The following is a 17,098-nucleotide window of genomic DNA, read 5'->3' on the forward strand; positions in this document are numbered from 1 at the left end:
CTAAATAAACAGTTTAATTTCTATTCTCTATAATTTTATTAACAATAGCTATTATTGATACACCAACTGGCATTTTTACACGATGTCTACACAAAAAAGTCTCTGTAGAAAATATCTTTTCAAGAAGAAAATTCACAAAGGGACTCGGCATAGATGCATCACTTTCACAATCATTTATTTTATTTTTTATTTTCCTAGCTACATAAATGGGTAAGAATAACCAAAAATTATAGTAGCTTATGTATGCGATACTGTATCCGGATTTTTTTAACACACGTTCCAACTGCTTAATTGTGTATCTTCGTTTATGCATATGTTCTACATCATGATATGACCATAATTGTTTAAAAGCTGGAACCGTGACTAAAAGCTTCCCATTTGTCTTTAAAACTCTCCTTATATTTTTTAATCCCAACTCATCATCTTCTAGATGTTCGATTACATCTAATGCAATAGCTAAATCAACACTTTCATCAGGAAGTTCAACTTTTTTAAGTAAATCACTTTGCACTAGATCCCCATCAAAATTCTTTTTACTGTATGCTAAGGCTCTTGCACTATAATCTATACCTTTTACATTGCCATATATTTTTAAGTATTTTAGAAGACAACCACATCCACATCCACAATCTAATATTTCATTCTCAGTACCACTTAATTCTTGATTAATAAGTTCAAGAATAATCTTCCTTTTTGATTTAAACCACCAATGTTTTTCTTCTAGTTGATACATCTCATCATATAAATTATCCTGCATAGTCATCTTCCTCTCTCATATATTGACTTACATGATTATTACTACTCTCTTTTATTAGATAGATTGGTCTTTTTTTAGTTTCCATATAAGTTTTAGCTAAATATTGACCTAGAATACCTATACAAAATAGTTGTATACCACTTACAAAAAAGATCACACATATCATAGATGGCCATCCACTAACAGGGTCTCCCCATACTAAAGTTTTAATAATAATAACAATTATTAAAATAACAGAAAACACAAATAAAACCATTCCTACTAAGGATGCAATAGCTAATGGAACCGTTGAAAATGCCGTAACTCCCTCGATGGCATATAAAAACAATTTCCAAAAAGACCATTTTGTCTCTCCTATCGCTCTGTTTACATTTGTATATTCTATCCATTTTGTATTAAATCCTACCCAACTAAAAATCCCTTTAGAAAAACGGTTATATTCACTTAATTGTAGTATACTGTCTACTACTTTTCTCTTCATCAATCTAAAATCTCTTGCACCATCAACAATATCAATATCTGATATTTTATTGATGATTTTATAAAATAATTTTGCGAAAACTGATTTAATCTTCGATTCACCACACCTATTAATTCTCCGGGCTGCAACACAATCACATTTCGGTTCTTGTATATATTCGTACATACTCAACAATAATGACGGCGGATCCTGTAAATCTGCATCCATTATTGCTATATAATTTCCTGTTGCTTGCTTCAATCCTGCAAGCATCGCTGCTTCTTTTCCGAAGTTTCTGCTAAAACTAATATAATTTATACTTTTATCATCTTGAGCTATTTGTTTAATTACCTCAAGTGTATTATCACTTGAACCATCATCTATAAACCAAATTTCATAAGAAATATTATTCATTTTTTTTCTTACTTTTAATAACTCTTCATAAAATACTTGCAAAGATAATTCTTCATTATAACTAGGTACTATAATTGAGATTTTTTCCATTTTAATATACCTCATATTTTTACTTTCTGTGTGATAAATAAAGATTCTATATGTATATTAACATATTTACGTGCTGTTTTCAAAATATACAAAATTTATTTATCAAACCTGAAACATATGTTGAATTTTATAAGTACATATTCAAATTAAGGAATGCATCATAAACACAAAAAGCATCACATTTTCTTTTATCACTATGATAAAGAGCAACTATTTGGACTGTAAATTCGGCTGATGATCCAGTTGTGGCTTCTGCCATTCTTGATAGATTGCTCCATCACTCACACGTCATCAACATAACAGGGCAATCTTATAGGATAAAAGATAAATTTGTAGATATAGATAAAAACAAGATGCAATTGTAATGCTTTAAAAGGGGCATTTTAAAATGCCCAAAAACCACATTTTCCAGTTGCCATTTCATAGTACACTCTAATATATGTTTTCTAGCAGAACGAACTGTCAAAAAAATATCTTTCTATCTTTTATTAGGGAATTACTTGTCTCATTACATATACTATAATGTAAAGATAAATCAAATAACTTCTCGTAGCAGAATCACCACAGCTTCAATCTGAGGAACTGACCAGGTCAGCCAAGTCTCAATCTATTGTTATAGGTACCTCTGGACTTAAGGAAGATGTTCACTGATGCGCTGTAAAGGGAAGCGCTCTTTTATAAGTTATTTTATAATCCTTTATATCTAGCATTACTTTAAACAAAGTTTAAACCAGAGTCTGAAAGCCTTAGCTTCCTCATCATAAGGGTGCACCGGCTAAGACTTTAAGAGCTCCTCACTCATGGCTTGAACTTTCATAGCTCTCTTAAGTAGGCACTGCTTCTTTAGCTAGTTGTGCTGAGGAGCCATTTCTATGCCTTGAAGTAAGCTCTACTTAAGGAGCCAGGAAAGTTTTACCAGAGTCCGGACAGCAAAAAAGCGGTAATCACGTCTATACGTGATTACCGCTTTTTTATTGTCCTAAAAAGGAATTATTTATTCATAGCTTCTTCGATTGCTACGGCTACAGCAACTGTAGCACCTACCATTGGGTTGTTACCCATACCGATAAGTCCCATCATTTCTACGTGAGCAGGAACTGATGAAGAACCAGCGAATTGTGCATCTGAGTGCATTCTTCCCATAGTATCAGTCATACCATAAGAAGCTGGACCAGCAGCCATGTTATCTGGGTGAAGTGTACGACCTGTACCACCACCAGAAGCTACTGAGAAGTATTTTTTACCTTGTTCAACGCATTCTTTTTTGTATGTTCCAGCTACTGGATGTTGGAAACGAGTTGGATTAGTTGAGTTACCTGTAATAGATACGTCAACACCTTCCATATGCATGATTGCAACACCTTCACGAACATCATCACAACCAAAGCAACGAACTTTTGAACGTTCACCGTTTGAGTATGCGATTTCTTTTACTACATTTACTTTACCTGTCATATAATCAAATTGAGTTTGAACATATGTAAACCCATTGATACGAGAGATAATTTGAGCAGCATCTTTACCAAGACCATTTAAGATAACTCTTAAATCTTCTTTACGAACTTTGTTTGCAGAACGTGCAATACCGATAGCACCTTCAGCGGCTGCAAAGCTTTCGTGACCTGCTAAGAATGCGAAACATTTTGTTTCTTCTCTAAGAAGCATAGCTCCTAAGTTACCGTGACCAAGACCTACTTTACGGTCATCAGCTACAGAACCTGGAATACAGAATGCTTGAAGACCTTCTCCGATAGCTTCTGCTGCTTCTGCTGCTTTGTGACAACCTTTTTTGATAGCAATTGCAGCACCTACAACGTAAGCCCAACAAGCGTTTTCAAAAGCGATTGGTTGAATTCCTTTTGTGATTTCATATGGATCAAAGCCTTTTTCTTTACAGATAGTTCTAGCTTCTTCAATATCTTTGATTCCGTATTTATTTAAAACAACGTTAATTTGGTTAATTCTTCTATCATATGATTCAAATAATGGCATTGTTTGGCACCTCCCTATTCATGTCTTGGGTCAACTGTACGTACAGCATCATCAAATCTGCCGTATTGACCTGTAGCTTTTTCAATTGCTTCATTTGCATCCATACCTTTTTTGATCATGTCCATCATTTTACCGAAGTGAATGAAACGGTAACCGATGATTTGATCGTCAGCATCAAGAGCGATGTTTGTTACATAGCCTTCTGCCATTTCAAGGTATCTTGGTCCTTTAGCAACTGTTGAGTACATTGTACCAACTTGGCTACGAAGTCCTTTACCAAGGTCTTCAAGACCTGCACCGATAGGAAGTCCACCTTCAGAGAATGCAGTTTGAGTTCTTCCGTATACGATTTGTAAGAATAACTCACGCATTGCTGTGTTAATTGCGTCACAAACTAAGTCTGTGTTAAGCGCTTCAAGAATTGTTTTACCTGCTAAGATTTCTGCTGCCATAGCTGCAGAGTGAGTCATACCTGAACATCCAATAGTTTCTACTAATGCTTCTTGAATCACACCATCTTTAACGTTAAGTGTTAATTTACAAGCACCTTGTTGTGGTGCACACCAGCCTACACCGTGTGTAAGACCACTAATGTCTTTAATTTCTTTTGCTTGTACCCATTTACCCTCTTGTGGGATTGGTGCTGGCCCATGGTTAGGTCCTTTAGCGATTGGGCACATTTGTTCTACTTCATGTGAATACATCATTTTCATGACTCCTTTCCACTCATCTCTATTTAAAGATTTCTCTTTAAATCAAAAATTTAACAATACACACTTATTGTATAGGTGGTTAAGGAATCTGTCAATATTTATCCTTTTTTTTAATAGTCTAATATGAGTAGGTAGTAAATTCTTTTTCTGTAGTATAACTTTTTTGAGTCATAATAGAAACTCTACCTTGCTTAAAAAGTTCTTTGTAAATAGCTCCCTTTGCCTTAACAGCTTCTGGTGTTGCTTTAAGAATTTCTTCTTGAAGTCTCATCAGGTCAGCTGGACCTTGCCCCCATAAAACTAGTCCTTCCAGAGCATTTGCCTCTTCTAAAGGTGTACCTAATAAACGAAATTGACTGTGCAGTCTGCTTAAAGCTTCTGCTTTGCTACTCTCAAGAGCAATGCTATCTACATTGGTACTTAAAAATTCATGTGCTTTTTCTAAAATAGGCAAAGAACGTTCTATATTGGGATCTCTATAGGTATAAAAAGAGATGGTGTATGGATAACTAAGTTGGCAACCTGCGCCATAAGCACCTAGACCTACACGAATGCGAGGATTAAGATAGTTTTTCGTTAAATAAGTGGTTGCTAGGTAATCTAGCCCGTCTAAAGGTATACCCTTATCCATTCCAATGTAACTATGATCAATAGCTGCATGACTTGTTACAACACAATTTTTAGAAGTGACTGCAAATTCATAGGTAGCTGTTTTATGTTCAAAACAAGGTAATGTCTCTAAGAAATCTTCCCAGCTTTTCGCATATAAATTCGATTCTTTAGCAGGAACAGTTGTTGCTACAATAAGGTCTCCTGTATGATATAGCTTTTTATCAATACGCTCTACATTCAGACGCCAGGCTGTATGATGCATTTTTAAAAGCTCCTCACAAAAAGTATAGGTAGGATAACTCTGTTCATACAAGTAGCGCTTCAATCCTTCTTCTGCTCCTAGGCTGAGGTGTGATAGTGTCCCAATTACATTATTTTCACTTGCCTCTTTCATATCCATAACCCATTCAATGAGTTTTTGTCTGTACCATTCATCTGGCTTGTTTTGTAAGTGTAATCTAGCTTCCCTTAGTAACGTGCTATGATCTGTTTCTTCTGCTTTTGTTAAAACAGCAAGTTTGAAGCAGGGCCAATATCCCTTTTCACTGGGATAAGCCGTACAACCTGTTGTAATAATACCACTAAAAGGGGTAATCTCCTTGGCACTTTCTTCTAATAAGTGAGCATAGAGAAACAAATAAGGCAGTTCCTTTTGAGGTATATGAGCTGTATTAAAATAAAGTTGTGACCTTGCCCATGTGCTTTCTACCTCTGTAACCATTTCTGTATAATTCTTTTTTTGTTTGCTTTTAATTTCTAAATGTGGCTTTAAAATAAGCTCTCTTAAATCTACTGCTTTTAATTTTGTTTTTTTCTTCTGCCAAGCTTCCATTTTAGGAACAATATCTAGCCACTCTTCATCTGAAACAGGACTTAATTTCTCTGGTTCCTTTACTTCATAAGAACCTGGTAATAACAGAAGAGTATACCTAGTAGCTTGTTCAAATAAAATTTGACGGCTATCTGCATCTAAGCTTTTAGCATTTTGAATATAATCTTTCTTTTCATAATACTGATTAATCGTTTTATAATGAGCCCATGCTTCTAGCATGCTTTGTGCAATATCAATGCCTCTATTGACACTTGTATCTTCTTTAAGCACGAGCCAATTTGCTTGTGCTAGCACATCTTGTTCTGTAAAGTTATTCGTTCCTAAATCCTTTGGCATACTGGCAATCAGCTGATCTAGCTGTCTTGCACAATCTTCTAGTTGATTCGTAGGCAAATCTGAAATAACCAAGGAATAAACTGGACAAGGTAAATCCTCATCTTTAATCCACCTTGCTTTACCTAGTCCAATGCGATTCAAATTTTGCCAAAATCCTGTTTGAGGACTCATTAAATAAGCAGTCATCCATAAATCTAATGCTTGTATCTTTTCTGAACTAAGCGTTTTTTCTAATACAAAACTTTTTACTAAGACCCCTTTATCGCCACTTGGTAAAACAGTATAGGTGGCTGTTTTTTCCGGATTTAAGTTTTGGACATTTAAATCAATGCCCTCTTTAGGCTTTGTCAAATCTGTTAAATAGGAGGCTATCATTTGTAAACTTTCTTCAAGTGGAATAGCACCATATAAGACAATTCTCATATTAGCTGGATAATAGTATTTTTTGTATACCTTTAAGCAATTTTCATAGGTTAAAGTAGGAATCTCATTAGGACTACCACCACTATCATATGCATAGTGGCTATCTTTAAAAATCATATTTCTAAGACTTCTAAAAACAGTACGCTCCTTGCTACTATAAGCACCCTTCATTTCATTATAGACAACTCCCCCTACTCTGTTTTCCATAGGAGATGAATAAAATGCCTCTTCATAAAAACCATAAGGTTCTTTTAATAAATTAGGTTTAAAAACAGCATCTAGATAAATATGCATAAGTTCTTTATAGCAGGAAAGATAAGGTGTAGAAAAAGGAAATAGGGTCATATCTCCGCTAGTTAATGCATTCATATAGGTGTTAGGATAAGCTTCACTGGCATCAAAAAATAAGCTTGCCGAAGGGTAGTCTTTAGAACCTGTAAATAAGGTATGCTCAATAATATGATTCACACCTGTGGAGTCTGTTGTTGGTGTTTTAACACCTAAAACAAAACTCTTGTTCACATCCTCATTTTCTATCCAAATAACCTCTAAACCTGTTGCTACATGCCGATAGGTATGTATTGTATCGGTATTGTATTTTTCTTTACTTATTTCCTTAAAACCCTGTGATTTAGGACTATTAGGTTTACCAAATATAGGACAAATCATACATAAGACAATGCATATCATAAGAAAACTTTTTCTTTTTAACATAACTCGCCTCCTTTTTCCTTATGATGTGCAATAAACATCTTTTTATCCTTTCATTTTGTTCTAATAAGCCTTAAAAACTCATATATTATCCATAGCTTATTATCAGTAAATTAATAAGGAGGGAACTTAAATGATACCACATCCTATTTATCCCCCTAGTGTTTCTAGACAAAATCTAGGATCGCTCATTGTACAACTTTCTTCAGATACGCTTTTAGGACCTCTTATTCCTGTTAGTAATGTTAATGTTACTATTAAAGAAATCTCCCCTAGTGGTGAAGAAACTGTCATTGCAGAGCTTGTTACTAATGAAGTTGGTCAGACGACTCCCCTAGAATTATCTGCCCCTCCAGTTGACTATAGTTTAGATCCCCTTAATACGCAAAAACCTTATGCTACTTATCGTATTGAAACTGCTTCTCCTAATTATGTAGATGCCATTGTTATGGGCTCACAGATTTTCGCCGATATCCAGTCTATTCAGCCTATTACTTTGCAAGCTACTGAAAGACAGCTTAAACGTTATGCTTCTTATACGAGAGAATTGTTAGAGACTGTTAGCATAGGTCCAGCCACCCTATACGGTAACTACCCACCTAAAATTCCAGAAGCTTCTATCAAACCTATTATTCCTGGCTCTGGTTTTATCGTCTTAGACGAAGTCATTGTACCTGAGTTTGTTATTGTTCACGCTGGAAGCCCCAATGATAATAATGCGCCTAACTATACGGTACCTTATATCGACTATATTGCCAATGTAGCCAGCTCTGAAATCTATCCTACCTGGCCTATTGAAACCATTAAAGCCAACATTATTGCCATTAATTCCTTTACTTTAAACCGTATTTATACAGAATGGTATCGTAATCAAGGTAAGCCCTATACCATTACTAATTCTACGGCTTATGACCATGCTTTCTTCTATGGACGTAACCTATTCGATTCCATTGTACCTGTTGTTAATGAAGTTTTTGATACCTATATTAAACTGCCTGATGTTACTCAACCTCTACTTTCTCAGTATTGTGATGGTGTTAAGTCCCAATGTCCAAACTGGATGACACAGTGGGGGAGTAAGGATTTAGGCGATGCAGGTTATACAGCTGAACAAATTCTTAGAAATTTTTACGGTAGTAATATCACCCTCAATACTGCTCCTATGGTAGAAGGTAATCCTGAATCTTATCCAGGTAGTCCTTTAAGGTTAGGTGATAGTGGGCCTGCTGTACGTACCATTCAAATGCAGCTGAATCGTATTTCACAGAACTTCCCTCTCATTCCCAAAGTAGCTGTAGATGGTAATTTCAATGAAGCAACTCAGGAAGCAGTGAAGACTTTTCAAAAAATCTTTCATCTTCCCCAGGATGGCATTGTAGGAAAAAGTACTTGGTATGAAATCTCTCGTATTTATGTAGCTGTTACTAAACTTGCTGAACTTGGATAAAATAAATAGACCTAATCGAAGATTGTTTACTTCGATTAGGTCTATTTATTTTATTAGCTTTATATCACTATTCTGTTCTAATAGCTGAAAGCGCTGAAAGTTTCATTGCTTTTCTAGCCGGAAAGTATCCAGATACGAGACCAACTAAAGTAGAAAAAACAATGCCTGCAGCAATTAACCATGGTGGTACTAAGGATACAGTAGTGCCTCCCCACATCCCTAGCATTCGTGCTATTGGCTCACCTATAGCATTTAATATAAGGGAAATTCCTACAGAGATACTTGCACCTAAAATGCCTCCTATTAAGCCAATAAATAAGGCTTCCATTAGGAAAAGATATTTAATATCTACAAGCTTGGCTCCAATAACTTTCATAACGCCTATTTCCTTAGTACGTTCATAAATACTCATCATCATAGTATTAGCAATACCTATCGCTGCTACAACAAAGGATACAATACCTATACCACCCAAAGCCATACGCTTAGCTGCTGCTTCTTGCTTATACTGTTCTAGCCATTCCATATTGTTATATGCATCATAACCCATGCTCTTAATCTGTTCTAATGTACTTACTACATTGTCTTGGTGGTCTACTTTAATCATCACTTCATTGTAAGTACGTTTCTTATCTCTTTTAGCCTCTTCATCTGTATACCATCCCATTGCCTTTTTATAAGCAATTTGTTCTTTTTTCAATTCTTCATATAGAGCTCTTGGAATAATAACTTTACGTGCTAAATCCATGCTTGTTTCAGGAAATAGGCCTACTACGTTCACCTCTGTTCCTTTAGGTGCTTTAATCTTATTGCCATTAACGTCTTCTAGTTGCGGCTTGCCTGTTTCCCAATCATACTGAATGACTTCTAGTGTAACTTTATCTTTTTCAAGGTCAAATGGCATAAATTCAAGTTCCTTAGAATAGTCTATCTGCTTCCCTCTTTTTGTAAAATACTGAAGCACGTTTTTTCCCATTAAAATACTTCTTGTTTCTTCTGGTAATAAACTGCGCCCCTCTTCTACTTTGTATCCCAATGCCTCTATATCAGCAGCATCCATCACATAAATTTCCCAATAAGGATCTGGTGTACGATATTTGCCACTACTTAAGTAAACATTAATATCATTAAGCATCGGAATAGCTCTTACAACATGATCTACCTTTTCAAATTCTTTGAGTACCTTATCATCAATTTCTTGGGTAGAGTTACCACCCCCGTAACTCCATACTTGAATCAAAGTAAGATCTCCCATCTGGGCAAACTGCTCCTCCATATTTTTCTCCATAGCTAAACCTAAGGATAACATCAATATAATAGAGCATGCCCCAATCACTACACCTAATATAGTAAGAGCTGTACGCAACTTACGTCGCCATAAATTACGTACGCTCATGCTTATCAAATCAATCTTCTTCATCTAGCATCATCTCTTCTTTTTTTGCTTTTTTCTTTTTAAGCATAACAAGGGTGATTGCTACTGCTACAACGACACCTACACCTACACCTGCTAAAATCCACTTTTTACTTACAGGCCCTTGAGCTGGTGTTTCTCCTTCCACAGGAGGCATTTCTCCATCTACAGGAGGCATTTCTTCCATCATCATCTCTTCTACAAGGAATTCAAAAGGTTTTCTAATTTCTTGAGTCTTACCGGCTGCATCTTCATATTCTACAATAACTTCACCTTTTAAGGTTCCAGCTTGATTTGCTGTAATCATTGGCTCATAGGTCTGTGAATCTCCTTGCTTAAAGTTACCAATAAACGTTCTATTATTTTCTACTGTAAAGCCTTCTCCTTCTACATAAACCATCATATTGGTTACATCAGTACGTCCTCTATTATAGAAGGTTGTAGATAGTGTTGTTTCTATCCCTACCTGTGCATATTCTACGAAAATGTCACCTGCCTCAATTTTTGTAACTTGTTCTACTGGGATTCCTATATTTTCAGTTGCTGTAATTTCATTGCCATCCTCATCTTCATAAGCCATTTCTAAGGTAATTTCGTAAGTCTTAGCTTTTGCTGTAGGAATGGTATACATGGTTACATCCTTAGTTACTGTTTCTCCTGGACTAAGCTGATCGATGTAAAAGGTATTACTACCACCTACAGGCGTAAATACATTTCCTGTTTGATTTTCACCTTGTTCAATGACTTTAATATTAGCTTTCAAATTGTTAACAGTATGCTTACTGTTTGTATTTAAAAAGCCTAGATGAAGTTCAAAGTTTTCTCCGGCTTGGACAATAGTTGGGTTAACTATATATTCTCCAATGATTACTTTAGGTTTACCTTTTAACTTCTCATCCTCATCGCCTTCTGCATCCTTCTTAGGATTGCTGATGTTAACACTTCCATATTGACTAATAGTGGTAGGTGCTTTAGCATCACCATATTCAACATTAATCTCAATCGGATGACTACTTGTAATAGCTGCATGAGTTGCTGCAAAAGTTACACTGTATTGTTTAGTTTCTCCCTTACCTAATTTAGTTACAAAGAAGAGATTCTGAGATTTAGGTACAATTCCTTCATCTCCTTTAACAGAAATTTTAAGATTATCTGCTCCGCTTTTGGAAGAAACATTGAATTTAACGGTAAAATTTTGGTCTACACCATATGTATCTGTAGGTGAAATCACATTACTAATAATAACTTCTGAAGCAATGCTTGAAGCCGATGTACTTAAATAAACGTATTGTGTATCTTCTTCTTTTTCACCTGATGAATTTAAATAATCCACTTTAATCTGAATAGGTACACTATCCCCTTTAAAGCTGCTATTTACACGTAATTTCATTGTAATATCTTGACTTGCCTTGCCTTGAATAATATCTAACCTTTTAACATTACTTGCCTCTACTATGGAGACATTTTCAGAATTAACCACTTCAAAACGGATATTCTTTGCATCACGTTGTCCTACATTACTTAACTTAAATGTTACATCACTTGCTACACCCGGTGTATAAATTTTACTGCCCGATGTACTTACTTCGAGTGCTGATGGTACTACACTACTGTCCACTTGAAGATTAACAGGATAACTATTACCATTAATCGTTATTGTCGCAGGATAAACACCTGCTTTAGCATCTTCACTTGCTTTAATAGAAAAAGTGCCTGTTTTAGTTTCCTTAGACTTGATATTTTTAACAACAGCAGTTGCTGTTTTTATTTCTACTCCTGTTATTTTACTATCTAAGGCAAGTGTCATTTCTGCTTGATTTATTGTAAAACTTCCTTTGTTAGTTATTTTTACTTGCACACTTTGTGTTTGCCCTGTTCTTACAAGCAAGTTTTCCTGCTTGTCTATTGCAAAGCTATCTGTGAACTCCTCATTACCTTTAGCTTGTAAGCCCCCCTTTAAGCTACCCGATGCACTATATTTAGTATGTTCTTCTCCATAACCATTTCCTATTCCTACACTAACTGATAAATCCTTCCCTTTACCACTATACTTTATACCATATATTTTAATATCATTATAACCTACAACAGGTTTTTCACTACTTTCTACTGAATACTGGATACTTGAATCTTCTGCCACACTACTACCAGAGGCTGTTGCATAACAAAAAACATTATCCCCCAATGCTGCTTCTTGTGACACAAGTACTTTAACTGTTACACTAAAAGTATCCCCAGGTTGCAAGTTAGTTTGGTCTTGGGTTATGTCATTAATAGATATGTATTCTGAATTATTTTGTGTTTGTTCTTTTTGTTCTGCATAAATAGGGCTATGTACACTCGATAAACTATAAGTTAGTCCTAATGCTAAACTTATGAGTAACCCTTTCCACTTATTCTTCTTTTTCATAAATCATTTCCCTTCCCTTATCTGTATTTTTTTCTATTTTAAGCACATCGCCGTCTTGCACTGTAATAATTTTATGTGCGTAATCAGCAATTTCAGGGTCATGTGACACGATAATGAGTGTTTGCTTATATTTTTCTGCAATTGCTGTAATCATATCCATTACTTCTATGGTCGTATGCGTGTCCAAATTTCCTGTAGGTTCATCTGCAAATAAAATTTGAGGACGATTCACAAAAGCTCTTGCAATACTCACACGTTGCTGTTGTCCACCACTCATCTCTTTTGGCTTATGATGAAGCCTTGACCCTAGGCCCACTGCTTCTAGCATTTCCTTGGCTCTTTTCTCTCTTTCTTTTTTATCCATGCCTTGAAATACAAGAGGTAATGCTACATTTTCTAATGCCGTTAGTGTGGGAATTAAATTGTAAGACTGAAAAACGAAACCAATATTTTTTTGACGAAAAATAGCTAACTGAGTTTCATTTAATTTTTCAACTCTTATCTTTTTTATTTTTATGGTTCCTTTTGTAGGTTTTTCAAGCCCAGCTAACATATTGAGTAAAGTTGATTTACCTGAACCTGATGTACCAAATAAACAACAAATTTCACCCTTTTCTATTTCTAGGTCAATATGATTGAGCGCCACAATTTTTTCTTTTCCCATGCGGTAAACTTTCCTCAAGTTTTTAACTTCTATAATAGGTTCCACCTTATCCCCCCTTCGTAAACAATTGTTCAAATATAACAAACAGTATAGCATACTTAACCATAATTAACCATAAAATAGAGATTACAGTATTATGACTTTTTAGTCATAATACTTAACCTTTTCTTAATATTTTCCTTTTCTTATCAATAAAAGCAAAAAAGAGTGGGCATCTCCTTTTTTAAAGTTATTGCCTACTCTTCCATCTGTCCTAACATCAACCATTTTATTAAAAAATCAATTGCCTTCTTAGCAAATCTAAACTTTGTTCAATGCATAGTCTACCATATCCCCATAATGGACTAGGATAGTTGATAGAATCATCTCTAGTAGCACCTCTTACTAGGTAAGTTCTTACATTTTCACCATATAAAAAAGGATTATTTCCCTGTATAATTCCCCACTCCATTAAAAGCGCTATTCCCCCTGTTACATGAGGTGTAGCCATACTAGTACCACTTTGAACCCTATAACCTGACGTTGTATGGCTTGCTGCACTAATTTCTACCCCAGGTGCCACCAAATCAGGCTTGATGACACTATTATCTCTTCCAAAACCTCTTCCTGAAAAAGGAGCAATTTGACCTGTAACATGGTTATAAGCACCAACTGATATTACCAACCTCGCTGTCGAAGGAGTGGTCAGTGTCGTTTCCACTGTAGGCGTTAAAAAGAAATTATTAGCAGCACCTTCTTCTGTAGTAGGCCCCCATGCATCAAAACGTCCATCTACTATCCTCTGACCATGTACGACAACTTGCCACACACCACTTGTAATCTTGCCTGATGTGGGTACTAAAAATACTGCAAATTCAATATCTCCGCTTAAAGGAGATGGACCTGCAAAAGCAGCATAGACCTTAGTTCCGCCCAACCCATATTGTACCGGTCCCTGAGCATACACAATAAGTGGCGTTCTCCTTCCAGCAGGATCAATGATTTCAAAGGCTAATTCATCAATAGGATTTTGCCAGATAGATAATGGATAATAAGTCGTATTTTCTCCTATCTGAAATTCAAACATAGTCGTGCCTTCCTGCTCTACTTTGCCACTAGTATGATTCCTAGCATTTGCTTCATTTCCTGTCCCTACTACAATATTATTCTTCCATAAAGTTGCTGCACTATCTAAATATTGTTCTAAAAGTGCATTGCTGTCATGAGGTCCATTATTAGTTCCAATACTTATGTTAATGGCAACAGGTTTACCTAAACTTATAGCTTTCTCAATCACATAACGTACACCTAACATAATCTCTATATTTCTTACAAAACCTTCGAAATCTGGTTGCCCTAGTTTTACAATAATAAATTCTGATTCTGGTGCTGCCCCTACAATTCTGCCTCCTGAACCCCTTCCATTCCCACCTGCTATTCCTGCTACATGAGTGCCATGACCGACTCTATCACCTGTTGGCACTATCTCCTGCTGTTGCATTTTTGTAGGTTGTTTTAAAGCTTCGTTAATTTGCTCCCTTGTATATTCTGTTCCTGTTAAATAACCAGTGGGTGGTGCCCCAGAAATAGATTGATCCCAAATAAAATTGATACGTGTGCTACCATCTTCATTTCTAAAGTCTGGATGAGCATAATTAATACCAGAGTCAATAATACCGAGTAAAGTGCCACTACCTTTTAGCCTATAAGGTGCTTCATTTTGAACAGGTGTAATACAACTGGCCAACATACTTTCATTAATATTATAAAAAAGCCTTTTAGGCACTTCCATATATTCTACTTCTGTAAAATTAAGAAGCTCTTGTATGCGCTCAGGTGGAACGGTTAAAACAGCAAATTGATTACTTATAATTTGTGCTACCCCTCCTACTTTTCGGGCAACTGCTTCAATGTCTCCATTGTATTTGACAAGTATCTCCCAAGTCCCTTTTTGTTCAAATCCCAGTAGCCCTAAATCAATTTCTATCTGTTCTCGTTCATTTTGAGGTACAATACTTAATATTTCTAGTGTTGCATCTGTTTTATTTTGCATGGCCCCTCCTAATTGGTTTGGTTGGCTACTTCTCTCATATTATTAAGGGCTGCCTCTAGGCAAAGTATACCAAATCCCCAACTATTATTAGGATAAGGACCATTAATAATTGGTCTTTTGGCATTACGAATCAAATACACCTCTAAGGCATCCCCATATAATCCTGGATTTCCTAATTGAATAATTCCATAAGACTGCATCAATATATATGCACCTGCTACAAATGCTGCTGCAATACTTGTACCTGATGCTACGGTATAAATTTCTCCATTTCTTACAGAAGGTACAGTTACATTCACTCCTGGTGCTACTAAATTAGGTCTAATCCTACCATCAGCAGTATATCCCCTACCTGAAAAAGCTGCTAATTGTATGGTATTACCATTATATGCTCCAACGCCAGTTAACCCTTCGGAATCAGCTGGGCAAGTTAAAGTCGTTTCTATAGAAGCTTCTAAAAATCTCGTATTATTAGCGTATTCTCTTACGATACTTCCCCATATATTATAATTACCTTGTAGAATACGTTTTCCCCTTAAACTGATACGCCATAAACCACTATTGACAAATTGACCATTTTGACCTTGTAAAACAATAAGAATTTGTTGCTGGGTGATATCTATAACAGGTTCAGAAAAATTAATAAGTACAGCTGTTTCATCAAATAAATATGCTCTATTTGGCGTTAGCAAACTTAGTACCTCTGTTTTTTCTCCCGTTGGTGACTCTAAGGTGAGTTCTACTTCATCACTTATAGGCTTCCATATGCAACAAGCATACTCTTTCATATCTCCATCAATAATAAATTGAATCTCTTTCGTTTCACCCTCTCCTATGTTTCCTTGACCATGACTTCCTCTATTCCCTTCGTTGCCCATTCCTACTACAATATTACATACCCAACTTCTATAAACAGTTCCTATATAAGCAGCTAAAATATCTTCTCCATTATGACTAGCCAAATTATATCCTGAACCTAATAAAATAACTAAGGGTTTACGTAGCTCTTTGGCTTTTTCCATTGCAAAACGAATTCCCTGCATGATTTCAAGATCTCTGGGACCATATTCTCTATTAGGTTTTCCTACTTTTACAATAAGTAAATCACATTCTGGAGCCATGCCTCTATTTCTTCTTCCTACGCTTCCTCGCCCATTTCCTCCTGCTATTCCTGCTAAAGCTGTTCCATGTCCTAGTAGATCCATAGAAGGAACTTTAACTAGCATTTCCTCTTTGGTAGGTTCTTTTAATGCTTCATCAATCTGCTCTTTGGTATAAAGTGTTCCATCAGCAAAACCTAGTGGTGGCCCTCCTTCTATACCTTGATCCCATAAATATAAAATCCTTGTTGTATCATCATCATTTCTAAAGTCAGGGTGTGTATAATCAATACCTGAATCAATCACAGCTAATAATAATCCTCTTCCTGAGATTTGAAAATTCCCTGTTGGAAGACTGGTTTCCTCTGCACAAACCTGAGCTAAATCAAGATCTATATACTCCATAAACTGAGGCAAACTAATGAAGATTACATTAGGTTCATCTGATAGTTCACTAATATAGCGTCTTCCTATAATAACCTGTGCATAACCTTGACCTAAATCATAAACTTTCATATCGAATTTACTACTTATTTCTTCTAAAGTATTGACATAACGAACAATAATCTCCCATATTTGTAAAGTTCGGTCTTTTATAAATAAGCTTTTAACATTAGGTGTCAAAAGGTTTTCATAACGCAAAGCTAATTGCACTTGTGCACTTAATTTGTTAATAACCATTTGCTAACCT

Annotated in this window: 12 protein-coding genes; 2 read left to right on the top strand and 10 right to left on the bottom strand. The window is 35.7% G+C overall.

Annotated elements, in window-relative coordinates:
- Positions 1-13: 13 nt before the first annotated feature.
- Positions 14-757 (bottom strand): class I SAM-dependent methyltransferase, encoded by a 744-nt coding sequence (locus QTL86_RS08795; RefSeq protein WP_410496984.1) that lies wholly within the window; start codon positions 755-757, stop codon positions 14-16.
- Positions 747-1,721, bottom strand: a complete 975-nt coding sequence (locus QTL86_RS08800) for a glycosyltransferase family 2 protein (RefSeq protein WP_127066337.1) — start codon at positions 1,719-1,721, stop codon at positions 747-749. Before QTL86_RS08800 ends, QTL86_RS08795 begins: the two co-directional genes overlap by 11 nt.
- A gap of 212 nt (positions 1,722-1,933) precedes the next feature.
- Here QTL86_RS08800 and QTL86_RS08805 point away from each other — a divergent pair, with 212 nt between their 5' ends.
- Positions 1,934-2,086, top strand: a complete 153-nt coding sequence (locus QTL86_RS08805; RefSeq protein WP_410497302.1) for an ATP-binding protein — start codon at positions 1,934-1,936, stop codon at positions 2,084-2,086.
- 625 nt (positions 2,087-2,711) lie between these two features.
- Here the strand turns inward: QTL86_RS08805 and QTL86_RS08810 are convergent.
- From QTL86_RS08810 to QTL86_RS08820, 3 genes are all read right to left on the bottom strand, one after another.
- The gene (locus QTL86_RS08810) at positions 2,712-3,713 is read right to left on the bottom strand and encodes a GGGtGRT protein (RefSeq protein WP_013656725.1); all 1,002 of its coding nucleotides are present in this window, start codon (positions 3,711-3,713) and stop codon (positions 2,712-2,714) included.
- A gap of 14 nt (positions 3,714-3,727) precedes the next feature.
- Entirely contained in the window at positions 3,728-4,420 is a 693-nt protein-coding gene (locus QTL86_RS08815; RefSeq protein ID WP_013656724.1) for an iron-sulfur cluster assembly scaffold protein, read from the bottom strand.
- Positions 4,421-4,544: 124 nt separating this feature from the next.
- Entirely contained in the window at positions 4,545-7,343 is a 2,799-nt protein-coding gene (locus QTL86_RS08820; RefSeq protein WP_410496985.1) for an insulinase family protein, read from the bottom strand.
- A 130-nt stretch (positions 7,344-7,473) separates the two neighbouring features.
- Between QTL86_RS08820 and QTL86_RS08825 the strand changes: the two genes are divergently transcribed.
- The gene (locus QTL86_RS08825) at positions 7,474-8,787 is read left to right on the top strand and encodes a peptidoglycan-binding protein (protein ID WP_410496986.1); all 1,314 of its coding nucleotides are present in this window, start codon (positions 7,474-7,476) and stop codon (positions 8,785-8,787) included.
- 67 nt (positions 8,788-8,854) lie between these two features.
- On the opposite strand, the gene QTL86_RS08830 is transcribed toward QTL86_RS08825, so the two are convergent.
- The 5 genes from QTL86_RS08830 to QTL86_RS08850 all read right to left on the bottom strand — a co-directional run bounded on the left by QTL86_RS08830 (position 8,855) and on the right by QTL86_RS08850 (position 17,088).
- Positions 8,855-10,207, bottom strand: coding sequence for an ABC transporter permease (locus QTL86_RS08830; RefSeq protein ID WP_127066334.1), 1,353 nt, complete (start codon positions 10,205-10,207; stop codon positions 8,855-8,857).
- A complete protein-coding gene (locus tag QTL86_RS08835; RefSeq protein WP_127066333.1) occupies positions 10,194-12,611 on the bottom strand; it encodes a hypothetical protein in 2,418 nt (805 codons plus the stop codon). Before QTL86_RS08835 ends, QTL86_RS08830 begins: the two co-directional genes overlap by 14 nt.
- On the bottom strand, positions 12,595-13,371 hold the full coding sequence (locus QTL86_RS08840) for an ABC transporter ATP-binding protein (protein WP_190283301.1): 777 nt from the start codon (positions 13,369-13,371) through the stop codon (positions 12,595-12,597). The genes QTL86_RS08835 and QTL86_RS08840 overlap by 17 nt, the downstream gene beginning before the upstream one ends.
- A gap of 175 nt (positions 13,372-13,546) precedes the next feature.
- Complete coding sequence (locus QTL86_RS08845) at positions 13,547-15,307, bottom strand: S8 family peptidase (protein WP_127066332.1); 1,761 nt, start codon at positions 15,305-15,307, stop codon at positions 13,547-13,549.
- Between the two features lie 8 nt (positions 15,308-15,315).
- Entirely contained in the window at positions 15,316-17,088 is a 1,773-nt protein-coding gene (locus QTL86_RS08850; protein WP_127066331.1) for a S8 family peptidase, read from the bottom strand.
- Positions 17,089-17,098: the final 10 nt, after the last annotated feature.

Source organism: Cellulosilyticum sp. ST5 (assembly GCF_046529625.1).
GTDB lineage: Bacteria > Bacillota > Clostridia > Lachnospirales > Cellulosilyticaceae > Cellulosilyticum > Cellulosilyticum lentocellum.